The following is a 24,191-nucleotide window of genomic DNA, read 5'->3' on the forward strand; positions in this document are numbered from 1 at the left end:
GGCTTATTTTTGCATTTTGTAGAGAATAGAAGCTAGCTTTAGGATGAAAAAATCTGAAAGCTTTCTTGGGTCATGGCCGGTTTTCTCGGTAATTTTATTGAGCTTATACTGGACCGTGTTTTTGTGGATAAATAACTTTTCAGCACATTTTTTAATGCTGCCGTTACAAGTCTCGTAGGTATCTAAAAGGGGTATCATGTCCTCTATTTCTTTTTGAGAGAGGTGGGCAAAAATCTTATCTAAGAAATACCTTTTATGGATATCAGCAATATTGTGTAGCACTAGTCCATACTCCATATCGGTGAATAAGAGCTCTCGTTTTTGGTAAAACGTTTTATTCCAGCCTAGGGCGGTTTTGGCCTGGCTGATGCTCCGATTTAACTCCTCTTTTCCTTGACCAGGCATGCCGACACCAAATAATAGAGATATCTTGTACTTCTTTTTAATGACACTCTCTATTTTTTTAATAATTTTGGAGGCAGCTGAAGGCTCTTTGAGCCGCAAGAGCACTAGAATCATATTTCCCCTAACTTCAAAGATAGCATCTTCATCTCCTAATAAGAGTTCTAAATCTAGATAAACATTAGAGATGTCATCAAAATACTGTTCAGTCAGACTGCCGTTGGGTAAACCGACGATAGCAGTATATTTTTTAGACGACAGATTGATACCGTAGAGCATTTCAACAGAAAAAGCATCGCTCTGATCATCATTTTGAATATAATCAATAATGTTTCGGTGGACATTGCGCCGGTTATAAACAAGTTCTCGAGCAGCATTATTCAAGATGAGGATTTTGGTCATCTCTTTAATAATTTGCCCATACTGAGAGACCTCCTCTTTTTTGCCGGTAATACCGATAACACCAACGATTTGGTTATCAATGTCAACTGGCAGGTTAATCCCTTGTTTGGCTCCCTCGTACTGGTTATCGAATTCAATAACGATGGGCTGATTTTTATCGAGAGCAAACTGTGCTCCTTCGTGATTGACTTGGCCGATGCGGTTGGGATCGGTGCTGGCAATAATGACGCCTTCAGTCGAAAAGAAGTTCAATTCTTGATTGATGATTTCCTTCATACGAGTCAGGATATCCTGAACGACACTAGCCTCAATCATAAATGTTTTTCCTCCCTCAGGTACTAGAGTCATTATACTACTTTTAGCATTAGTTTTTGTAATAAAAACGAACTATGATTAATTTTTAGGAAGAGTTTATTGCAGCCTATTTTGTTTCTTGCTTGCTAAGTCTAGATATTGCTTATATTATGCGGAAAAATCCTACAACTTCCCATTTATGCTATCTAAACGGATACCCTATAAATCTTAAATAGTATAAGCAGTTGGAAAAATTAATTTGTTACAGAGACTAAAAAATTAGGGGAAACTGCCTAGCAAACTATAGTTTGTGAAACGTTGAACATAAAAAGGAGAATGTGGTACCATGGAGCCATCGAATCTGAGAGTAAGCCTGCTATCGTTCTGTACCGGGTCAGTAGCGTTTACTCTTAAGCATCGCTGATTGAGAATGATATTACGGGGCAGATCATGGGAGAGTGTTTTGTTGCTGTTAATGGTTTTCTCGATGTTCAATTTTAATGCTAAAGGAGTACGATTATGGACAGTGGACTAATTAGCTTGTTAGGTGTTCTGGCTGCCTTGGCCTTTTTGATTTGGGGTTCTTATAAGCAGTTTCCTATTTTAATTTTAGGGCCAGTTGCCTCTCTTGTTGTCATTCTTTTATCAGGTCTGCCGGTGACAGAAAGTCTGACTAACGACTATGCATCAGCTTTTGCTGATTTTGCAAAAGATAACTTTTTAATTTTCTTGCCGGCAACCATTCTTGGTTCTATGCTTGGAGATTGTGGAGCGGCTCAAGATATTGCTAATAAAATCGCAGAATGGTCTCTAAAAATGGGAACTAAAAATGCTAAATTTTGGGTTTTGATGGGACTTTCCCTCATTACAGCTATTCTGTCATTTGGTGGAGTCAGTGGTTTTGTTGTTATCTTTACGATTGCTCCCATCTGTTTTCGGATTTTTAAAGAGTTGGACATTCCCTGGCATTTCATTATTGCTGTTGCGGTTTATGGTGGTTCTATGTGGACAGCTATCCTGCCAGGTTCACCGGCTATCCAGAATCTGATTCCGATGGAGACATTAGGAACCAAACCAACGGCGGCTCCTGTTCTTGGGGTTATCGCAGCTGGCGTATCCATCATCTTTGGGGCTTGGTACATTTGGTGGATGCTCAAACGTAATGAAAAGCGCGGAGAAGGTTTCGAAAAGACTGGGCATAAAATGGAAGAAGCTTCGCAAATTTTAGCCTTAAAGGCTATGGATAAAAAGACGACAACGCTAGATTTTATCAAAGCACTTGTGCCCTCTATTGTTCTGATTGTCGCTATGAATGTTTTTAATGTTCCTCCTTACCTTTCTTTGACTCTTGGCTGCTTGGCTTGCTTTGCTCTCTACTATAATAAATTTGCTAACTTTAAAAATACCATGGCTGATGGTGTTAACTCAACGATGAAGTCTATCATGAATGTTGCCTCTGTTGTTGGTTTCGGTGGTATTGTTGCTGCGGCACCAGGCTTTGATTATCTGGTTAATAACTTGGACAAAATTCCAGGGCCACCACTGATTCAATTAGCGATTGCGACGAACTTAATTGCTGGTATTACAGGTTCTGCTTCGGGTGGTGAAGCCATTTCGCTCAATGTTTTTGCACCGCGTTTTTTGAAGCAGGGTATCAGTGCAGATGTTTTGCACCGTATGGTTAATATCTCTTGTTACGGTCTGGACTCTCTACCACACAACGGTTCGGTTATTAACCGTCTCAACTACACTCATTTAACTCATAAAGAAGGCTACTATCATGAATTCTGGCTGGGAGCAGCTTTCCCTCTGCTGAATTCAGTTTTCATTGCTATCGTCGCTTCATTTGGTGTTGTTTAAAAATCAATTCTCAGTTGCGAGCTAGAAGCAACTATGAAAAACTGTAGCTGTTGCCGGCTGAGTGTTTACAGCTTAGGCTACTCTATCTAGTTTATATAAGGGGGCTGGGACAAAAAGTCCTGCTTCATTTAACTATTTAAGATATAGCAGTTTGACGCAATGTTTGGGAGTAAAGACTTGTTGGCTATGCCAAGAAGTATTACCTCTGCACAGTTCATTAGATGCTTTAGAACCAATGAACTCCTGTTGATTGGCGTTTGTTATCAAGTGGAAAGCACTTAGATAACAATCCTCTGCCGTATCTTAGTAACTGAACACGGGCTAAAAGCGTTGAGAAAAAGATAGCCTGCCTTATGCGCAAAGCGCATGGCGCGAGCCTCCTATTTTCTTCTCGCTTTCTTAACGCCCTTAGTATCTTATGTAATTGAACACGGCTACGACACTGTGCAAAAAGATAGCTTCCCCTAGCGTCCTGTGGCGCTTCGTCGAATCTCCTATTTTGCCCTTGTTCGCTAACGCTCTTTGTATCTTGGTAACTGAACACGGCTACGACACTGTGCAAAAAGACAGCTTCTCCTAGCGTCCTGTGACGCTTCGTCGCACCTCCTATTTTGCTTTGTGTCGCTCACGCCTTTGTATCTTAAATAAAGGAGAAAAATATGGGGAAAGCACCGAAAGTCATTGAAATGGCTGTTTATCCTGTTGCCGGTCATGACAGTCCCTTGCTAACATTGAGCGGTTGTCATGCTCCCTATTTTACGAGAAATGTTGTTGTTTTAAAAGATGACAGCGGCAATTTTGGGATTGGAGAGATTCACGGCGGAGAGCATATTACCAAGCAGCTTGAGAGCTATAAGCCTTTTGTTATCGGTGAACGAGTCAGTGAGTACCGTAAGGTTCTAACAAATATTCGCCGCAGTCGTGAAAGGGCTGCACAGGATACTGGTGAGGGTCTGCAGCAACTCAATATCTCAAATTTAAAATTCGTAGTTCAGTCTGAAGCGGCTATTGAATGCGCTATGCTGGATCTACTAGGTAAGTTCCTAGAGCTGCCGATTGCTGCTCTTTTGGGTGAAGGCGGTATTCAACGTGATGAGGTTGAATTCTTGGGTTATCTCTTTTATTCAGCAGATTCTTCCAAGATTGATCTGCCTTATGAAAAAAGCGATGGCAGCGACAGCTGGGAATCACTGCGCCGAACCGAAATGATGACGCCCGAGGCTATTGTTAAACAGGCGCGCGTGCTCAAAGATAAGTATGGTTTTAATAATTTTAAACTAAAGGGCGGTGTTTTAGCCGGTGAAGAAGAAATGAAGGCTGTTGACGCTTTGAAGGCAGCCTTTCCAGATGCCCGCATTAATATTGATCCTAATGGCGCTTGGACACTGGAAGAAGCAGTGGCTTTGACACAAAAGCGTAAAAATGTGCTGACCTATATTGAGGATCCGTGCGGTCCGGAACAGGGCTTCTCCAGCCGGGAAATCATGGCAGAATACCGCGATGCAACAGGAATTCCTGTGGCTACCAATATGATTGCGACTAATTGGCGTCAGTTTCATCATGCTGCAGCCCTGCGCAGTGTCAATATTGTTTTAGCTGACCCGCATTTTTGGACCTTGAACGGCAGTGTTCGCATGGCTTATCTCCTGAATGAATGGGGCTTGACTTGGGGATCGCATTCCAATAATCATTTTGACATTACCCTTGCGACTTTTGTACAAGTTGCGGCTGCGGCACCGGGAAACATTGCGCCGGTCGATACCCACTGGATCTGGCAGGATGGTGAGTCCTTGCTTAAAGAACCGCTGAGTTTTGCTGATGGCAAAATCAAACTTCCAATTAAACCCGGTTTAGGTGTTGATATTGATTTGGATAAATTACAAAAACAAAACGAGCTCTACCATCAAATGGAATTCAAGGATCGTGACGATACCATTGCCATGCAGTATTTGGAAAAAGGTTGGCAGTTTGATCCTAACCGGCCGGTCTTTTGCCACCGCTAAATATGGAGGCTTAGTTATATGATAGATAAGATTACAAAGGTTGAAGTAAAATTAATACGCGTTCCGCTCAAGAAGCCTGTCAGTGATGCCAAGGTTATCCAAGGTAAGCAAACGCCGCTCAAAGAAGTGATGATTACAGCAGCCATTATTGAGACTGAAGCTGGCTACACGGGAATGGGTTACACCTACTGTAAACGCAATGGTGGCCCAGCCCAGTATGCTCTGTCTAAGGAATATGCACCCTTGCTGCTAGGACAGGATCCTAACGATATTAGCCGTCTGTGGAATAAGTTGCTGTGGTCCAGTATTTCGATTGGCAATACCGGTGTTGCTGTTCAAGGAATCACGCCTTTTGATATCGCTCTGTGGGATATTAAGGCGAAACGTGCGGGCCTGCCCTTGAGTAAGCTTTTGGGTCAGCATAAAGAATACGTCCCTTGTTACAATACGACTGGTGGTTTCTTGCAGGATACTATTGAAGAAGTTATTGCCCATGCGAATACGGTATTGGAACAAGGTGTCGGTGGTGTAAAAATCAAGGTCGGTCAACCCGACTACAAGGAAGATGTCAAACGCGTCGCTGCTTTAAGAAAGGCGTTGGGTGATGATGTTCCTATTATGATTGACGCCAATCAGCAGTGGGATGTCTCAACGGCTCTTAAGGCTGGTAAATATTTTGATGACTACAATCTGGTTTGGTTTGAAGAGCCTGTGACCTGCCACGATGTTGAAGGGCATCTGCGCCTGTCCCAAGCTCTTGGCACACCGATTGCAACAGGAGAAATGCTGACCAGTTACGAAGAAGGGGTTCCTTTCTTTGAAAAACGGGCTTTTGATGTCTGTCAATTAGATGCGCCGCGTATCGGCGGTATCACACAGTTTCAAAAGGTACTCCAGCGGGCAGAAGAAAATCATTTAGTCTTGGCGCCGCACTACAGCATGGAGCTCCATCTACCGCTGACAGCCTGTTACAGCGGCGATGCTTGGGTAGAACATTTTGAATGGTTTGAAACCGTCGGTCTTTTTGAGGAAAAGGTGGAATTGGTCGATGGCAAGATGAAAGTGCCGACACGTCTAGGTCTGGGACTCACACTCAATCAGGCTGTTTTGCCGGATTTGCAATTAGATGCTCAGATTTTTCAATAAAGCGTCGACTAGAGAGGATAATTTCGGAGGATAAAAAATGTCAGTGCCTACAGTTGTTAAAATGGATGTTTATCCGGTTGCCGGATATGATTCTATGCTATTAAATTTAAGCGGAGCTCACGGTCCCTACTTCACGCGCAATGTGGTGATTCTGGAAGATAGCTCAGGTAATCTGGGTGTCGGCGAGGTTCCGGGCGGCCAGAAAATTACAGATACTTTGGAAAAGGCTAAAGAATTGGTTGTCGGACGCAGCATTGGAGAATATAAGAATATCGTTAAAGAAATTGGTGAGAAATTCGGCCAGCTTGACTCAGGCGGCCGCGGTCTCCAAACGTTTGACCTCCGGACAACTGTTCACGTTCAAACAGCAGTAGAAACGCCTTTGCTTGACCTTTTGGGTCAGCATCTTCAAGTACCAGTGGCTGCTCTTTTAGGAGATGGACAAGTTCGTGAAGATGTGCCTTTCTTGGGTTATCTCTTCTATGTTGCTGATCCTAATAAAACCGATCTTCCTTATCTACAAGGAGATGACGATTCCGATGACTGGGGTCGCCTGCGTCGCAAGGAAGCTATGACACCGGAAGCTATTGTTGATTTAGCCAAGGCTGCCTACAAGCGCTATGGCTTTAAGGATTTTAAACTTAAAGGCGGAGTTCTGGAGGGCAAGGAAGAAGCTAAGGCTATTAAAGCTTTGAAAAAAGAATTTCCAAATGCCCGTATTACCCTTGATCCAAATGGTGCTTGGTCCTTGAAAGAAGCCATTGAAATTGGTAAGGATTTAAAAGGTGTTGCTGCCTATATTGAAGATCCTTGCGGGGCTGAAGATGGCTTTAGCGGCCGTGAAGTTATGGCTGAGTTTGTCAAGGCGACTGGTATTCCAACAGCTACCAACATGGTTGCGACGGATTGGCGGCAGATGCAACATTCGGTTGCCTTACATTCTGTAACGATTCCGCTTGCAGATCCGCATTTCTGGACCATGCAGGGTTCTGTCCGTGTTGCTCAGATGTGCCATGATTTTGGCATGACTTGGGGCGTTCATTCCAACAACCACTTCGATATTTCCTTGGCCATGGTAGCCCATGCGGCTGCAGCAGCACCAGGCGATATCAATGCTTGTGACACGCATTATATCTGGCAGGATGGCCAAGCTCTGTCAGAGAATCCTCATGTGATTAGGGAGGGTCTTATCCATATTGCCAAAGATTCTGTTGGTTTAGGTATCAAACCTGATCTGGCTGCCATCAAAAAAGCCCATCAGCTCTACCTTGATAAGAATCTTGGCGCGCGTGATGATGCTCTGGCCATGCAATATTTGATTCCAGATTGGACGTTTGACAATAAAAAGCCAAGTTTAGTAAGATAGGAGATAATCTCAGTGTTTGATAAAGAAGATGTAAAAGGTATTATCGTCCCAATTATTACACCAGTGGACGACGATGAAAATATTGATGACGTCAGATTAAGAAAGATTGTTAATCACGTCATTGACAATGGGGTACACGGAATTTTGGCTTTTGGCAGTAATTCAGAATTTTACATGTTTGAACCGTCTGAGATGTTCCATGCCCTCGATGTGATGCTGGAAGAAGCTGCTGGCCGTGTTCCCATTTATTTTGGTATCGGAGCTATCCGTACTCGCAAGTGTATTGAGCTTGCTCAAGAAGCTGCAAAAAGGGACATTGCTGCTGTATCCATTTTGAATCCGATGTTTATTAAGCCGACACCAGAAGCTTTATACCACCATTTTAAGGCTATTGCGGACAGTGTTCCTGATACGGCTGTGCTGATTTACAATAATCCTGGTCGCTCTGGCTATTCTGTTCCGCTGGATATTATTGTCCGTTTGGCTCACGATGTGTCCAACATTATCGGTATCAAGGAATCAAGCGGAGATATCACATTTTGCAGTGAACTGGTCCGTCAGACTCAGGATGTCAATTTCCGAGTACTGACAGGCAAAGATACGGTTGTTTTTCCGGGGCTCTGTGTAGGTGCAGTTGGCAGTGTTTGCTCTACAGCCAATATGTACACTCACTTGGTCAGCAGTATCTATGATTACTATATTGCTGGTAACTTTGACAAGTCCTTAGAAGCTCAATTTAAATTAAATCCAATTCGTCTGTCACAAGATGCAGCAAGCTTCCCAGCTGCTACTAAGGATATGGCTAATCTGATGGGAATGGATGTCGGTAAATCAATTTTGCCGACAGAAGCAACAGTAGGCCCTGTCCTAGAAAAAATGAAAGAAGAAATGCGTAAGGGTGGTTTTCTTCCATCTGAATAAATAATATTAGCAGGAGGTATCTGTATGGGGAAAAGGATTGTCATTGCATCAGACTCTTTTAAGGGCAGTGCCAGTTCTAAAGAAGTTGGAACCTATATTTCTGAAGGTATCCGCAGCCTATATCCTGATTATGAGACGAAGATTTTTGCGATCGCGGATGGCGGAGAAGGAACAGTTGATGCTATTCTTGATGTTAATCAAGGTGAGAAGGTTACGGTTTGTGTGCAAGGTCCGCTCGGTACCCCTGTCAATGCTTCCTATGCTATTATTGCCGATGGAAAAACGGCTGTTTTAGAGATGGCATCGGCCTCTGGTATTACCTTGGTTGCGCCTGAGTCTTTAAATGTGATGCAAGCTTCCACCTACGGTACAGGGCAGCTCATAAAAGATGCTCTGGAGCGTGGTGTAGAGCGTATTTACATCGGCATCGGTGGTTCGGCCACGAATGACGGCGGCTTGGGCATGGCATCGGCGCTGGGTGTCAGATTCTTTGATAGCCATCAACAAGAACTAGCAGCGACTGTTGAAAATTTAGGAAAAATAGCTGATCTGGATGCCTCTGCTATAAGGGAAAAATATCACTCGGTGGAGCTGCATATTTTATCCGATGTAACCAATCCGCTCTGCGGTAGCAATGGTGCAACAGCGATTTATGGACCGCAAAAAGGTGCCACTGCTGACCTAATTACTGTTTTAGATGAAGGACTTGCCAATTTTGCTGAGGTCATTAAGAAAAACTTGCAAAAGGATATTAAGGATATCCCGGGGGCAGGGGCTGCAGGCGGGCTTGGAGCCGGTCTGATGGCTTTCTTAGATGGGAAACCAGAGCGCGGTATTGATAAGATTCTGCAGATGATTCATATTGAGGAAGACATCAAACAGGCTGACTTAGTTATCACTGGCGAAGGACGTATGGACGGTCAGTCCATCAATGGTAAGGCTCCTATTGGCATTGCTGCCATTGCTCAGAAATATCATGTGCCTACGGTAGCTATTGTTGGTAGCCGTTCTTTAGACTTGGATGACGTTTACCGTCAGGGTATAGCGGGTGTCTTTGATGTCGTTAATCGGCCAATGAGCTTGGAAGAAGCTATGGCTGATACGAGGAATTTAGTCGCTTCAGCCAGTCGCAATCTTATCAGTTTATTTGGTACATTGACCAAATAATTAAGCGTAACACATTATAATTGTAGTCTATAGACCATTTATCTTGCTGTTAAGGTCTGTTACAATGTAGAATAAGAATTTAGAAGGGATGTATTAAAGATGAAAATCGGATTTGTCGGATTAGGTATTATGGGAAAACCAATGGCTATCAATCTAGTAAAAGCTGGTCATGAAGTCTATGGTTTCGATTTTAATCAAGCGAGTGTTGATGCTTTGGTGGCAGCCGGCGGACATGCTGCAGAAAGCGGTAAGGATGCTGCTCAAAAAGGTGACCTTGTGATCACTATGCTGCCGAATTCACCGCACGTCAAAGCAGCCCTGTTTGATGAAAATGGGATTGCTGAAGGCTTGAGTGCTGGTCAAGCAGTTATTGATATGAGTTCTATTTCACCAGTAGCTAGTAAAGAATTTCATGATAAATTGAAGGAGCAGTCTGTTTCCTTCTTGGATGCTCCTGTATCTGGCGGTGAACCTAAGGCTATTGACGGGACTATTGCTGTTATGGTTGGCGGCGACGAAAAAGTTTTTGAACAATATAAGGATGTCTTGCAGGCCATGGCTAGCAGCGTTACTTTAGTCGGTGAAGTTGGTGCTGGTAATTTGACTAAGTTGGCCAACCAAATGATTGTTGCAGTCAATATTGCGGCGGTGTCAGAAGCTTACTCTTTGGCTAAGAAGGCTGGCGTCGATCCATCACGGGTTTACGAAGCTATTCGAGGCGGTCTTGCTGGCTCGACCGTCATGGATCAAAAATCACAAAAAATCTTTGACGGTGACTTTGCGCCAGGTTTCCGTATTGATTTGCATATCAAGGATTTGCAAAACGCTCTGGATGCTTCGCATTCCTACAATGTCTCAACGCCGTTCACAGCTCAAGCCATGGAAATTTTACAAGTGCTGAAAGCTCATGACTACGGTTCAGATGACCATTCAGCTATTGCCCGCTACTATGAGTTGGTGAATGGACAAAAACTGCAATAGGTTGATCTTTACAAGTGTAAAAAACTTACAGATAAAAATAGTGCTTAGAAGAAGGCTTAAAAAGCGGAAACTTCTTGAAAAACGATAGCACTGAGAAAGCCAGCAGGCGACCGATTCGGTGGTGACTGCTGGCTTTTTTATTTTTGAAAAAGTATTTGGTTTAAAATCAGATCGTCAAAAAGTTGAATGATTTTTATGGAAGGATTGGATATCTTAAAGAATTTAGCCTATTTTATTAAACAAGTTTCACAGTGCCATTTTCTTGGTACTGGTTTAAAAAGCTGCGGAATATTCTTGATAAAGATTGAATAATTCTTCTCTTTTGTTGATATTCAGTTTGATATAGATGTTGTGAGTATGGGTTTTAACAGTTCCTACAGATAAATAAAGCGTATCAGCAATCTCTTGGTTATTCTTATGTTTAAGAAGGAGCTGAAGAATTTCACTTTCTCTAGCAGTAAGATCATAACTGCAGCAAAAATTTTTAAAGGCGGCGGTTGTCTCCTTCGTTAGATCCACATTTGTTGTTTGGTTGTTAAACTTTAATCGCAGGTTTTTTAAAAGGGAGTAGCTAAGGATAATGGCATAGGTTATTGAAAAGAGGTCTTCATTAAAATTACGGTTTTGAATTTTTAGGTTAAGGGATGAGTAGTGATCAATATAGAAAATAACGATGAAGTCTTCCAGTGTAATACTAATTGCAAAAATTAGACAAATGATCCCCATACCTCTTAGGTAGAAATCGTAGGGTTTGTTCTGACCCAGAGCGCGGGAAGATTTTAGAATGGCTAAACACCCACAGTAAAATAGGAAAAGCTGATTTGGGAGATAAAATAAAAAAACCTGCAGTGGGGATTGAACAAGGTAGGTGGCTGCCAGCATCCACACAATGTTCACTATCAAGGGTAAGTAATAAGCTGTCGTAAATTTTTGATCACTTAAGAGAAGAATAATCTTTAGTAGACAAAAGTTAATAATGGCAGACAGGACTAATTTTGACGTTGGCAGTCCGACGAATGTTTGATTGTAAAATTGTGTAAATGATCTAATCAGCTCTGTCATAGAGATAATACTGCTATTTAAGATAAAACAGGTAAAAAAGATAGCAAGGATTCCAAATATTGATTTCAGAACTTGGTTCTTTTCAATTAAAAAAGCTAGGAGAGATAAGGAGAAGGCACTAGCATAAATGATAAGCAAGGCGACACTGTAAAGATAAATCAGTTCCATAGTCTATATCCTCTACTTCCTATGGCTATATCGGCTTAATTGTAGCATAAAACGATTACATTTTTATATCAACCTAAGGACTAAACTTATCTAAACTTTACATTATTCAGTTTAGATGACCCACACTAAAATGCAAGCTTAGTGGAATTTAGAGAAATAAGAGGTTTACAGCTTGAAGATTATTCTCAACCGAGGCGAAACGACTTATACTCAAAGAGTCTTATAGTAAATCAGGTTTAAGCTTAACGATTAAAAGGAGGTAGCACAATGATGGATAAAAAAGATTATATTACCACAGAGGATTTCAGCAAGGAAGAGTTGCTCAATTTGGCAGAGTTGTCCTTGAAAATCAAAGCCTGTATCAAGCAGGGATATTATCCACCCTTATTAAAAAATAAAACGCTGGGTATGATTTTTCAGCAAACTTCTACGCGGACACGGGTTTCTTTTGAGACAGCTATGACTCAATTAGGCGGTCACGCACAGTATCTTGCGCCGGGACAAATTCAGTTAGGCGGCCATGAAACCATCGAAGATACTAGTCGGGTTCTGTCACGTCTAGATGATATATTAATGGCGCGTGTTGAGCGGCATCAAAGTGTTGTTGATTTAGCACGCCATGCTTGCATACCTGTTATTAACGGGATGTCAGATTATAATCATCCAACACAGGAACTTGGTGATCTTTGTACCATGCTAGAACATCTACCGGCTGGTAAAAGTCTGGAGGATTGTAAGGTTGTTTTTGTTGGAGATGCTACGCAAGTCTGCTTTTCATTAGGCTTGATGACAACTAAGATGGGAATGGAGTTTGTCCATTTTGGTCCTCAAGGTTTCCAGCTTAATGATAAACATAAAGAAAAATTAGATGCTGTCTGTGCTGGTTCTGGCGGTAAATATAGTGTAACAGATAAGGAAGACGCTATTGAAGGTGCTGATTTTCTCTATACAGATGTTTGGTACGGACTTTATGAAGCTGAGTTGTCAGAAGAAGAGCGAATGCGAATTTTTTATCCTAAGTATCAAGTGGATAGCGACATGATGGCAAAAGCAGGTAGCCAGTGTAAATTTATGCACTGTCTGCCCGCAACTCGGGGAGAAGAAGTAACAGATGAAGTGATGGACGGTGCTCATTCCATTTGCTTTGATGAAGCAGAGAATCGCCTAACCTCTATCAGAGGACTGCTTGTTTATCTTGTGAGAGATTATGAAAATAGGCATCCGCTTGATGCGGGACTTCAATCTGAGGCAAGGGCTGATTTAGAAGACTTCCTTCAAAATCAGTAACCATAAAGCCGTTGCTGAGTAGAGCTTTTCCTTACTTCAGCAAGATATTTTTGTTCATAAGAGAGGCAGTCATTATGGAAGAACAAAAGAAAAAATTTAGCCTGATAAGTGCGGTACTGTCAGTCATCTGTGTTGTATTTGTTGCCGAAGCAGCAGCGCCGGTTGCTGCCATTGGGAACTCTCAGTTTTTCTGGTGGCTGTTTCTGCTCATTGCTTTCTTGCTCCCTTATGGCTTGATTTCGTCAGAACTAGGAACAACTTATATTGGAGATGGCGGTATTTACGATTGGGTAACCAAGGCTTACGGACATCGCTGGGGATCGCGAGTCTCGTGGTACTATTGGATTAATTTTCCCCTATGGTTGGCTTCCTTAGCTGTTATGACGCCGGGACTTTTGACAACAATTACAGGCATTACGTTTTCTGTGCCTCTGCAGGTTGTTATTGAGCTCGTTTTTACATGGATTATTGTTTGGATTAGCTTTTATCCGGTGAGTGACAGCATCTGGATATTAAATGGTGCAGCAGTGATTAAGATGATTTTAGCGCTCCTAGTCGGACTGCTTGGTGTTTATACGGCTTTGACAAAGGGAATGGCTAATGATGTGACCTTAAGGTCACTCTTGCCAAGTTTTGATCTTAAGAGCCTCTCTTTCATTTCTGTTATCATTTTTAATCTGTTAGGGTTTGAGGTTATTTGCACCTTTGCCAATGATATGGAAAATCCCAGAAAACAGATTCCGCAGTCAATTATCGTGGCTGGGATAGTGATTGCTGCGATTTATATCTTTTCAGCTTTTGGAATTGGTGTTGCAATCCCTGTTAGAGAAATCTCAACGAGCAGCGGTATGATGGATAGCTTTAAACTGTTAACAGGCTCTTCTGGTGGATGGTTTATTATTCTTATGGCAGTGCTTTTTCTAACAACGCTTTTTGGCAATATGATTTCCTGGTCATTAGGGGTCAACAATACGGCCTGCTATGCAGCGGAAAACGGAGACTTACCTAGTGTATTTAAGATTAGAAGTCAAAAAAATAAAATGCCAGTTGGCTCGGCTGTTATGAATGGAGCAGTAGCAAGCGTGGTTATCATAGCAGCTCCTTTTCTTCCTAATCAGGATTTATTTTGGGCTTTCTTTTCTCTTAATTTGGTTATGTTTTTGCTATCTTACGTGCCTGTTTTTCCAGCCTTTTATAGATTGCGGCAGATTGATCCAGACATCCATAGACCCTTTGAGGTTCGTGGGGGACCAGGTTTGCTCAAAGTTTTGGTTGTCTTGCCGATGGTTTTAATTACCATTTCACTAATATTTACAGCCCTGCCTCTCTCCTTTGACAAGGCCAGCTTGACAGAGCAGCTGCCAATTACTATCGGATCTCTTCTTTGTATTATTATTGGGGAGTTCATTATTAAATTAAAGCATATCAATAAATGAAATTTGGAGGAAAGGTAACATGGCAAAAAGGATTAATGGTAGGACACCCAAAGCAGACGGATTTTATATGCCAGCTGAGTATGCACCGCAAGATAAGGTTTTTATGATTTGGCCAGAACGTCCGGATAATTGGCGCAATGGTGGCAAGCCAGCACAAAAGGCTTTTGCGGATGTTGCGCGTGCTGTCAGTCGTTTTACAAATATGAATGTGCTTGTCTCTGCTCAGCAATTTCAGAATTGCCGCAGACAGCTGCCTCCTGAGATCACAGTTTATGAGGTTTCCAGCAACGATGCTTGGGTTCGGGACTGTGGACCAACTTTTGTTATCGATGGTCAAGGCCAGCGCAGAGCTGTAGACTGGGCCTTCAATGCCTGGGGTGGATTGGTAGATGGTCTCTATTTCCCTTGGGATCAGGACGATCTAGTAGCGCAAAAAATATGTGAGATTGAAGGGGCTGATTCCTATCGCACATCAGATTTTATCCTAGAAGGAGGCTCTTTTCATGTGGACGGTGAGGGTACTGTCTTGACAACTGAAATGTGCCTTCTCAGTCAAGGACGTAATCCACAGCTGACTCGTGCAGCGATTGAGAAAAAACTTTGTGATTACCTTAATTGTGAAAAAGTTCTGTGGCTCAAAGACGGTATTGATCCAGAGGAAACTAATGGTCATATTGATGATGTTGCCTGCTTTATCGCCCCAGGTGAAGTTGCCTGTATCTATACGGACGATGTCAGCAGTCCTTTTTACGAGGCTGCTCAAGACGCTTATGCAAGGCTAAGTAAAATGACTGATGCCAAGGGGCGTCAGCTAAAGGTTCATAAACTTTGTTGCCCAGTTAATACGATTACCATCAAGGGTGATTTTGCCATTGATTATGTGGAAGGGACTATCCCACGTGAGGATGGTGATATCTGCATTGCTTCTTATATGAATTTCCTCATCACTAACGGGGGTGTTATCGTTCCTCAGTATGGTGATGAAAATGATCATCTAGCCTTGGAGCAAGTTCAGGCATTCTTCCCTGATAAGGAGGTAGTGGGTGTTAACACAGTCGAAATCGTTTATGGCGGAGGCAACATTCACTGTATCACTCAGCAGGAGCCCAGTGTATAAGTGAGGTGACTTATGGCTACTAATGTCATCGCCCTAGGTGGCAACGCTATTTTGGACAAGGATCCAACTGATACTGGTCAAAAAAAGGTAGTCAAGACTGTTGCTAAGTCTATTGCTGATTTTATTGAAAGAGGAGAAAAGGTGGTCATTTGCCACGGGAATGGACCGCAGGTTGGCAATCTGCTTAATCAGCAAAGAGCTGGTGAGTCGGATATTAATCCAGCATTTGGTCTTGATACCTGCGTTGCTATGACTCAGGGGAGTATCGGTTACTGGCTGCAAAATGCTCTGAAAAATGAGTTACAGCAACGCAACAACTCCAGTTCTGTTGTAGCCACTGTGTCTCAAGTTTTAGTCGATAAAGAAGATCCTGCTTTTAAGAATCCCAGCAAACCGATTGGTCCTTTTTACAGTAAAGAAGAAGCCGTGCTTGAAAGGAAAAAGTCTAAAACAAGTGCTGTTTTTAAGGAAGATGCTGGTCGCGGTTACCGCAGAGTAGTGCCATCACCTTATCCAATGAAAATTATTGAAAATGCTGCTATCAAAAGTCTTGTTGCAGACGGTATTATTCCAATTTGTTCAGGTGGTGGGGGCATTCCAGTTATTTATGATAGAGGTGTTTATCAGGGAATCGAAGCTGTTATTGATAAAGATTTTTCTGCTATGATGCTAGCGAAAAATATTAAGGCAGATCGGCTGATTATCCTGACAAACGTAACTAATGTCTATATCAACTACAATACACCTCAGCAAAAGGCCTTGGAAGCCGTCACAGCTTCTGAGCTTAAGACCTACATTGCTCAGAAGCAGTTTGCAGCAGGAAGTATGCTTCCTAAAATCCAAGCAGCTATTGACTTTGTCTATGGTGAATCTACCAAAACAGCAGTGATTACCTCTTTCGACCAGCTCCCTTATATCCAGCAAGGGGTCGGGACAGTAGTTACAGATGGGTAATTCTATAAGTAAGAACGCCTCAGTTGGGACGTTCTTTTGCTTTATGGCCTAAAATTTTGGAGGTCTAGCTGGTCTTTTCCAATTCCTATTTATCCTTTTTCTTTACATCCTTTGTTTACTCTTGTACAATGAAATTATTAGGATCACCGCTTCTTTGATGCGACAAGGCGGATATTTTATAAGATGATTGAACCAGCGTTAGGAGACTATTATGACAGGAACCAAGCAGTACAATTGGGCAACCTTAGGAACGGGTGTCATTGCTAATGAACTAGCTCAGGCCTTGCAGACTCAGGGCAGAAAACTCTACTCAGTTGCTAATCGCACTTACGAAAAGGGTGTGGCCTTCGCTGAAAAATATGGGATTGAGAAAGTCTATGACAAGATTGATGAGGTGTTTGAAGATCCAGCTGTTGATATCATCTATATCTCAACGCCCCACAATACCCATATCAATTTTTTACGCAAGGCTTTGGCCCACGGTAAGCATGTGCTCTGCGAAAAGTCCATTACGCTCAACTCTGAGGAATTAGCGGAAGCTATTCACTTAGCTGAGGACAATCATGTTGTCTTAGCAGAAGCTATGACGATTTTCCACATGCCGATTTACCGCCAATTATCAGAGATTGTGAATTCGGGGAAATTGGGTGAACTCAAGCTTATCCAGATGAACTTTGGCAGCTATAAAGACTACGATATGACCAATCGTTTCTTTAGTCGCGATTTGGCGGGCGGTGCTTTATTGGATATTGGCGTCTACGCTTTGTCCTTTGTCCGTTGGTTTATGGCATCGAGTCCCAACCAGATTGCTTCGCAGGTTAAATTGGCACCGACAGGTGTGGATGAGCAGGTCGGTATCCTTCTGAGCAATGACCAAGGCGAGATGGCGACGATTACCCTCAGCCTCCACGCTAAACAGCCAAAGCGCGGAACCATTGCTTATGATAAAGGCTATGTCGAGATTTATGAGTATCCGCGCGGTCAAAAAGCAGTCATCACCTATACCGAGGATGGCCATCAAGAGGTGATCGAAGCAGGAGACACCGCTCAGGCTCTGGCCTACGAAGTCGCCGATATGGAAAAAGCGGTCGCAGGTATCGAGGATAGCATGCACCTGGACTATACACAGGATGTCATGGCTATCATGACCCAGCTGCGCCGAGAGTGGGGCATGACTTACCCTGAGGAAGAATAAGGGAAAGAGCTCCGCCTAAGCGGGGGCTCTTTTAATAGGCTTTGGACTATCATTTACGGATAAATAGATAGAGTTTAATTGCTTTTAGGATAGAAAAGTATTACAATGTAATACGAAAAAGGAGTGATTGTTATGGCTATTGTTTCCTTGCGATTGAATCAAGAAGAAGAAGCTTTTTTCAAAAACTATGCCAAGTTTACAGGCAAAAGTTTGTCAGAACTCTTTAAACACGCTTTAGCGGAAGAGATTGAAAATGAGTTAGACTACAAATTAGGAGCGGAAGGATTCCAGGCTTTCGAGGAAGATGGCAGACAAGGTTATTCTGTTGCAGAAGCGCGTGAAATCCTTGGATTAGATAATGTATAAGCTGATTCTCTCAAAAGCCTTTATCAAGCAATTAAGTAAGCTCGACAAGTACGCCGCTAATTCTATTTTGATTTGGCTTGAAAAGCATATTGATGGTACTAATAATCCGAGACAGCAAGGTAAAGCATTGGTTGGCAATTTCAAAGGTTTATGGCGTTACCGCGTTGGAAATTATCGAATTATCTGCCGCATTGAAGATCGGGAGTTGATCGTTGTCGCTGTCAGTGGCGGTCATCGCAAAGATATATACAAGAAGTGAGCTGGGAGGCTTGCTTTTTTAAGTATTTATAGCTGGGAGGGTCACTATAAAATGTTATAATAAAGACGATTAACAATTTAAAGGATATATAATGAATTATATAGATTTATTTGCGGGTTCTGGCGGTCTGTCTTTAGGTTTATTTAATGCAGGATTGCATGGCCTTTTTGCTATTGAGAAGAATCAAGATGCCTTTGAAACTTTGAAACACAATCTTATTGACAAAAAGAATCATTTTAACTGGCCAGAGTGGCTTGAAATGAAGAATTGGGACATTAATGAGCTGTTAACAGTTCACAAAAATGAGTTAGAAATTTTATCAAATAGTGTGGATTTGATTGTTGGTGGGCCACCTTGTCAAGGATTCTCGATGGCTGGAAAACGTCAAAATAATGATATAAGAAATCAATTAATGCATGCTTATATAAAATTTGTTGAAATTATACAACCAAAGATGTTATTTTTTGAAAATGTTCAAGGTTTTACTGTTGATTTTAAAAACAGTAAAGAAGTCAAGAATTATTCAGCAATTTTGGTGGAGGATCTTCAAAACTTGGGTTATACTGTAAATTTTCGAATGATTACAATGTCTGATTTTGGAGTCCCTCAAAAAAGAAAAAGATTTATTTTATTTGCATCAAGAAATAGTAATGATAGTCAAAATTTTTTTGAGACTCTTGTTGAAAATACTAATAATTTCTTGGTGAATAAAAATTTAAGACTACCAATAACGGTTTCTCAAGCAATTGGTGATTTAACTAGAAATCAAGGTGAAGTAAAAAGTCCAGATACAAAAGGTTTTACAAATGGCATTTATGGACGTATAAGCTCAAATTATCAGCAACTAATGCGTATGAATGTAAAAAAATTGACTCTTCCGGATAGTCATAGGTTTGCAAAACATAGAAAAGAAACAGTAGAATTATTTGAACGTCTTATGGGTGCCAGTGATAAAGCTATTAGAATTACTCCAGGAATGAATTTAGTTGAAGGTTTGAAAAAGCGTGGAGTTACCCCATTAAAGGGAGATTCTATTTGCAATACGATTACTTCTATTCCAGATGATTATGTACATTATTCAGAACCAAGAATTATGACTGTTCGAGAGCATGCCAGAATTCAAAGTTTTCCAGATGATTATGAATTTAAGGGGCCTTATACAACGGGGGGGGAACGTCGAAAGAAAGATGTTCCTCGGTATACACAAGTGGCAAATGCAGTCCCCCCCTTATTTGCCGAACAGGTAGGAAACGTTATTCTTACTTTCCAAAACTAAAGGAGATGTTCATGGAATCAGAAAAATTGCATTTCAAAGTAAGCTCTGGCTTGAAAGATATATTAGGACGAGATCTTATTACTAATGAATTAGTTGCTATTTTTGAATTAGTCAAAAATGGGTATGATGCTGATGCCACCGAAATTAACCTTATTATTAATAGCTACGAAGATTATATTATCATTCAAGATAATGGTAAAGGTATGAATCGTGACGATATTGAAAACAAATGGCTATTTGTTGCGCACTCTGAAAAAAAAGATAGTGACAGAGTTTATGCAGGATCTAAAGGAATAGGAAGATTCTCTTGTGATCGGTTAGGAACAAAACTTTTGCTTACAAGTAAAAGGGGACAGGATATAAGTGAACTAAGTATTGATTGGGGGGAGTTTGAAAAAGATTCCCTCAAGCAATTTGAAGATTTGGATGTAAATTATCGTTCAGGAAATTCTATAATTAATAATTCAATTATAAATTCAGGTACTACATTAAAGATTACAGGTTTAAGAGATGAGTGGGATGTTAATAGAGTAAATAAAGTTGTGTCTGCATTACAGCGGTTGATTAATCCTTTTGTTGATGATGACAGAATAAAAATTAATGTTAAATATTTTTCGTCAAATTCAGGAATTGCTGAAATCAATACAGAGGTTAGTAATAACATTGCTACAGTATTAGACAAAAAGACAATATACATTGAATGTGATATAAGGGACAGAGTTATTACTGTTAATTTAGTTGATAAAGAGAAAAAAATTTATTCGTTAGAGTTTGAAAACACTACGATTTTGAAGGAAGTTTATTTTAAAATTTATTATTTGAATCGAGCTGCTAAGAATAATTTTACTCGAACTATGGGGCAGGCAGCCAAAAATTATGGTTCAATTTTTTTATATAAAAATAATTTTAGAATATTTCCATACGGTGAAGTAGATTTTGATTCTTTTGGTTTAAATCTACGGAAAGGACAAGGTTATAATAGGTATTTAGCACATCGTGAATTACTTGGATGGATTAATATTACAGATACCGAAAATCACTTTAATGAGGTAACATCACGTGATAGAGGATTTGTTACTAATGCTTATACTATTGCTCTTGATAATCTTTATATGGAATTAGTTCATAGGCCTTTGGAATCTTATGTGCAATTAGTTAACTTTGGGAACAGTGACATTGATGAAATTGAAACTAATGAAAATGATGCAATAGAAAAATTATTAAAGCGTTTTAGAAAATATAAATTCACAAAAGCTCCATTATATTATGAGTTACCTAAAACAGCTCAGCCGTTAGAAAAAAAATTTGATTTATTAGAAGATGAAAAGATTAGCTTCGAGGATAAAAAGAATATTCAACAAACTCTTAAGCAAACTACTGTCCAATTAAATAGAGAAAATAGGCAAGTTAGACAGGAACAAAAAAGGGCCGAAAGAGAAAATGAACGACTAAAAAATGAAGTTCAAATTAAAGAACGAATTATAAATAATGTAAAACCAGAACGTCAGGATATGCTATTTCATGAGTTAGGAAAAATCAGTAGCGATCTGAATGGAACACTAAATAAAATGATGAGACTCATGGATGATAATGAAAAAGAAAAATTTTCCGAGTCGATCTATAAGATAAGAAGAACATCTGATAAATTGTCTTCTATAAAAAAACAAATACTGAGAATTAATTTTGAAACATTTAGTAAACGTGAAAATATCGAAATTAAATCCTATCTAAAAAGTTACATCGATAATATAGTTGAAGATAATGCTAAAATATTAATTAATTTTGGAAATAAGGAACTTATCCAAAGTATTAATATTTATGATTTTGGAACCTTACTTGATAATTTATTATCCAATGCTCAACAACGGAAAGCTAAGAAAATAAATATCTATTTTGAGGAAGATAACACCAAGATGCACTTTGTGTCTGATACTGGACCGATTGATATAGAGCCTATTGACGATATTTTTAAATTAGGAGTTACTTCAAGACGTAGAGGAACAGGCTTGGGACTGTATATCTGTCGCCAAATTTGCCAAGATTTTGGTTGGAAGATTTCAGCTTTTCAATTAGGTGGTAATTTGATTGATTTTGTAATTGAATTTAATGGAGAATAACGTGAGACAAAATATTAATATTTTATGGTTAGAAGATGATATTACTTCAGATGCTCATAGTAATAGAAAATACCTTGTAAAAGATATACTTCAGGAAAAGGGATATGAGGCTAATATTAATGAATATGAAACATTTAGGGAAGCAAACGAAGAATTGTTATCAATCAAGAGATATGACTTCTTTATATCGGATTTTAATCTTGAGGGAGAAGAAACTGGCTTAACTTATCTTAAAAAGATTAGAGAAAAAAATGGTTTTAAACAATTTGTTATCTTATATTCGAATAACGCTTATAATACTATAAAAACAGATGTGTTAAATGCTGTTAGAGATGAAAATCTTGATGTGTTTTCTAACTTTACATTTTTTTCGGTTGCTGATAATTCTGAAGAGATACGTTTCCAAAATGCTATTGATGTAATTTTGTGCCGATGGGATGAACTCAATGAAATTCGAGGAAGGTATATGTGTGAGAATGCAGAAATAGAGCACTTATTACGAGAAAAACTTGGAGATAATAATCAAGAAACCTCATATCGTACCCTCTTTAATACATTTTTCAGAGAAAAAGTGAGATTATCTAGACCAAACATATCCCAGCAAAATAAAAGACTATATCAGAATTTACATGATGAATGGTCCCTTTTGATTGATAAAAGAAATTCTTTAGCTCATGTTGAGGAGGGGTTTGACAAACAAGAAGGTTATTATATTTCCTCCAAGGATAGAAGTATCAAGATTAAAGAAAATAATTTGGATGAAGAAAGACGTAATCTGGTTGAATTAAAAGAACGTATTGTCCAATTTTTAAATAAACGTTATTACTAAGAGTGTTGTACCCATTAATAAACTATTTTTTCTTTTCTTTCTCGCACCACATCAGTGGTGCTTTTCTTTTCCCTTCAATTACTTAGTCACAACTTTATGAAATTTCATATACCGAACAAATATGTTATAATATTCCTATATAATTCGTAAAAAGCGTCTGGTTTTTGCGTGGTTTGCTGGTTTGGGTGCGCAGGCACTCGTGATTGTTTTATATTGAGGTATCTTGTTTTATGAAACTTTTGGTTGTTGGTTCTGGCGGTCGCGAGCATGCGATTGCGAAGAAATTGTTGGAGTCTCCGCAGGTTGAGCAGGTCTTTGTGGCGCCCGGCAATGATGGCATGACCCTTGATGGGTTGAATTTGGTTAATATTGGAATTTCCGAACATTCCAAGCTGATTGATTTTGCAAAGAGCAATGATATCGCTTGGGCCTTTATCGGTCCTGATGATGCGCTAGCGGCTGGGATCGTTGATGATTTTAATCAGGCTGGGCTCAAAGCTTTTGGTCCAACCAGATTAGCAGCGGAGCTGGAGTGGTCCAAAGATTTTGCCAAGTCGATCATGGCCCAATACGGTGTTCCGACTGCAGCCTATGGCACATTTACCGACTTTGAGGAAGCCAAGGCCTACATCGAAAAGCAGGGGGCACCAATCGTCGTGAAGGCGGACGGCTTGGCGCTGGGCAAGGGCGTGGTCGTGGCTGAAACCGTGGAGCAAGCGGTCGAAGCAGCGCATGAAATGCTGCTGGACAATAAGTTTGGCGATTCTGGTGCGCGTGTGGTTATCGAAGAATTTCTGGACGGTGAGGAGTTCTCGCTCTTTGCCTTTGTCAATGGGGATAAGTTCTACGTCATGCCTGCGGCGCAGGATCACAAGCGTGCCTATGACGGCGACAAGGGGCCCAATACAGGCGGTATGGGGGCCTATGCACCAGTTCCCCACCTACCGCAAAGCGTAATTGACCAGTCGGTTGACAGCATTGTCAAGCCAGTGCTTGAAGGCATGATTAGGGAAGGGCGTCCTTATCTGGGCGTGCTTTACGCGGGGCTTATCCTGACAGCTGATGGTCCCAAGGTCATCGAGTTCAACTCTCGCTTTGGTGATCCTGAGACTCAGATTATCCTGCCGCGCCTGACTTCTGACTTCGCGCAGAATATCACGGACATTTTGGCTGGTAAGGAGCCTGACATCACTTGGCTAGACGCGGGTGTGACCCTCGGTGTGGTGGTCGCTTCAGATGGCTATCCGCTGGCCTACGAAAAAGGCGTGGCTTTACCAGAAAAGACCGACAGCGACATTATCACCTATTATGCAGGCGCTAAGTTTGCGGAAAATAGCAGAGCGCTGCTGTCCAACGGCGGTCGTGTCTACATGCTGGTCACCACAGCCGACAGCGTCAAAACTGCGCAGGACAAAATCTATAAGAAACTTGCCGAACAAAATATGGAAGGGCTATTCTACCGTACTGATATCGGGAGTAAAGCCATTAAAGACTAGAAAAAAGAAGGGCGAGCGTAAGCGAGCCCTAAACGAGACTTTCTGTCACTCGGAAATTTTGAGACTTCGGCTCAAATTTTAGGAATG

20 protein-coding genes are annotated in these 24,191 nt (G+C 40.9%); 18 read left to right on the top strand and 2 right to left on the bottom strand.

Annotation, left to right across the window (positions count from 1 at the left end):
• Positions 1–3: 3 nt before the first annotated feature.
• Positions 4–1,119 carry a CdaR family transcriptional regulator gene (locus AC4HAO_RS08510; RefSeq protein ID WP_491135104.1) on the bottom strand — a complete coding sequence of 372 codons (1,116 nt, stop codon included), beginning with the start codon at positions 1,117–1,119 and terminating at the stop codon, positions 4–6.
• A 498-nt stretch (positions 1,120–1,617) separates the two neighbouring features.
• On the opposite strand from AC4HAO_RS08510, the gene AC4HAO_RS08515 reads away from it, so the two are divergent.
• The 7 genes from AC4HAO_RS08515 (at position 1,618) to garR (ending at position 10,542) form a co-directional block, all read left to right on the top strand.
• Positions 1,618–2,958 carry a GntP family permease gene (locus tag AC4HAO_RS08515; RefSeq protein WP_491135105.1) on the top strand — a complete coding sequence of 447 codons (1,341 nt, stop codon included), beginning with the start codon at positions 1,618–1,620 and terminating at the stop codon, positions 2,956–2,958.
• Positions 2,959–3,617: 659 nt separating this feature from the next.
• Positions 3,618–4,961 carry an enolase C-terminal domain-like protein gene (locus tag AC4HAO_RS08520; protein WP_491135106.1) on the top strand — a complete coding sequence of 448 codons (1,344 nt, stop codon included), beginning with the start codon at positions 3,618–3,620 and terminating at the stop codon, positions 4,959–4,961.
• Positions 4,962–4,979: 18 nt separating this feature from the next.
• Positions 4,980–6,107 (top strand): L-talarate/galactarate dehydratase, encoded by a 1,128-nt coding sequence (locus tag AC4HAO_RS08525; protein ID WP_491135107.1) that lies wholly within the window; start codon positions 4,980–4,982, stop codon positions 6,105–6,107.
• Between the two features lie 37 nt (positions 6,108–6,144).
• Entirely contained in the window at positions 6,145–7,473 is a 1,329-nt protein-coding gene (locus tag AC4HAO_RS08530) for an enolase C-terminal domain-like protein (protein WP_491135109.1), read from the top strand.
• Between the two features lie 12 nt (positions 7,474–7,485).
• Positions 7,486–8,394: a dihydrodipicolinate synthase family protein gene (locus AC4HAO_RS08535; protein ID WP_491135110.1), complete on the top strand. Its 909-nt coding sequence runs from the start codon at positions 7,486–7,488 to the stop codon at positions 8,392–8,394.
• A 24-nt stretch (positions 8,395–8,418) separates the two neighbouring features.
• Positions 8,419–9,561, top strand: coding sequence for a glycerate kinase (locus AC4HAO_RS08540; RefSeq protein ID WP_491135111.1), 1,143 nt, complete (start codon positions 8,419–8,421; stop codon positions 9,559–9,561).
• 99 nt (positions 9,562–9,660) lie between these two features.
• The gene (garR, locus tag AC4HAO_RS08545) at positions 9,661–10,542 is read left to right on the top strand and encodes a 2-hydroxy-3-oxopropionate reductase (protein WP_491093628.1); all 882 of its coding nucleotides are present in this window, start codon (positions 9,661–9,663) and stop codon (positions 10,540–10,542) included.
• 273 nt (positions 10,543–10,815) lie between these two features.
• On the opposite strand, the gene AC4HAO_RS08550 is transcribed toward garR, so the two are convergent.
• Positions 10,816–11,772 carry a response regulator transcription factor gene (locus tag AC4HAO_RS08550; protein ID WP_491135112.1) on the bottom strand — a complete coding sequence of 319 codons (957 nt, stop codon included), beginning with the start codon at positions 11,770–11,772 and terminating at the stop codon, positions 10,816–10,818.
• A 267-nt stretch (positions 11,773–12,039) separates the two neighbouring features.
• Between AC4HAO_RS08550 and ptcA the strand changes: the two genes are divergently transcribed.
• From ptcA to purD, 11 genes are all read left to right on the top strand, one after another.
• Positions 12,040–13,059 carry a putrescine carbamoyltransferase gene (gene ptcA / locus AC4HAO_RS08555; RefSeq protein ID WP_491135113.1) on the top strand — a complete coding sequence of 340 codons (1,020 nt, stop codon included), beginning with the start codon at positions 12,040–12,042 and terminating at the stop codon, positions 13,057–13,059.
• Positions 13,060–13,133: 74 nt separating this feature from the next.
• A complete protein-coding gene (locus tag AC4HAO_RS08560) occupies positions 13,134–14,495 on the top strand; it encodes an APC family permease (protein WP_491135114.1) in 1,362 nt (453 codons plus the stop codon).
• A 19-nt stretch (positions 14,496–14,514) separates the two neighbouring features.
• Entirely contained in the window at positions 14,515–15,612 is a 1,098-nt protein-coding gene (gene aguA, locus AC4HAO_RS08565; protein ID WP_491093625.1) for an agmatine deiminase, read from the top strand.
• Between the two features lie 12 nt (positions 15,613–15,624).
• Positions 15,625–16,566, top strand: coding sequence for a carbamate kinase (gene arcC / locus AC4HAO_RS08570; protein ID WP_491135116.1), 942 nt, complete (start codon positions 15,625–15,627; stop codon positions 16,564–16,566).
• A gap of 211 nt (positions 16,567–16,777) precedes the next feature.
• Entirely contained in the window at positions 16,778–17,761 is a 984-nt protein-coding gene (locus AC4HAO_RS08575) for a Gfo/Idh/MocA family protein (protein WP_491135117.1), read from the top strand.
• A 132-nt stretch (positions 17,762–17,893) separates the two neighbouring features.
• Positions 17,894–18,127: a type II toxin-antitoxin system RelB family antitoxin gene (gene relB, locus AC4HAO_RS08580; RefSeq protein ID WP_491135118.1), complete on the top strand. Its 234-nt coding sequence runs from the start codon at positions 17,894–17,896 to the stop codon at positions 18,125–18,127.
• Complete coding sequence (locus AC4HAO_RS08585) at positions 18,120–18,386, top strand: type II toxin-antitoxin system RelE family toxin (protein ID WP_491135119.1); 267 nt, start codon at positions 18,120–18,122, stop codon at positions 18,384–18,386. Before relB ends, AC4HAO_RS08585 begins: the two co-directional genes overlap by 8 nt.
• 91 nt (positions 18,387–18,477) lie before the next feature.
• The gene (locus AC4HAO_RS08590; RefSeq protein ID WP_491135120.1) at positions 18,478–19,662 is read left to right on the top strand and encodes a DNA cytosine methyltransferase; all 1,185 of its coding nucleotides are present in this window, start codon (positions 18,478–18,480) and stop codon (positions 19,660–19,662) included.
• A gap of 11 nt (positions 19,663–19,673) precedes the next feature.
• The gene (locus AC4HAO_RS08595; protein ID WP_491135121.1) at positions 19,674–21,779 is read left to right on the top strand and encodes an ATP-binding protein; all 2,106 of its coding nucleotides are present in this window, start codon (positions 19,674–19,676) and stop codon (positions 21,777–21,779) included.
• Between the two features lies 1 nt (position 21,780).
• On the top strand, positions 21,781–22,608 hold the full coding sequence (locus tag AC4HAO_RS08600; protein WP_491135122.1) for a response regulator: 828 nt from the start codon (positions 21,781–21,783) through the stop codon (positions 22,606–22,608).
• Between the two features lie 230 nt (positions 22,609–22,838).
• The gene (gene purD / locus AC4HAO_RS08605) at positions 22,839–24,104 is read left to right on the top strand and encodes a phosphoribosylamine--glycine ligase (RefSeq protein ID WP_491135124.1); all 1,266 of its coding nucleotides are present in this window, start codon (positions 22,839–22,841) and stop codon (positions 24,102–24,104) included.
• The last annotated feature ends 87 nt before the right edge of the window (positions 24,105–24,191 follow it).

Source organism: Streptococcus sp. ELY_137, assembly GCF_058314515.1.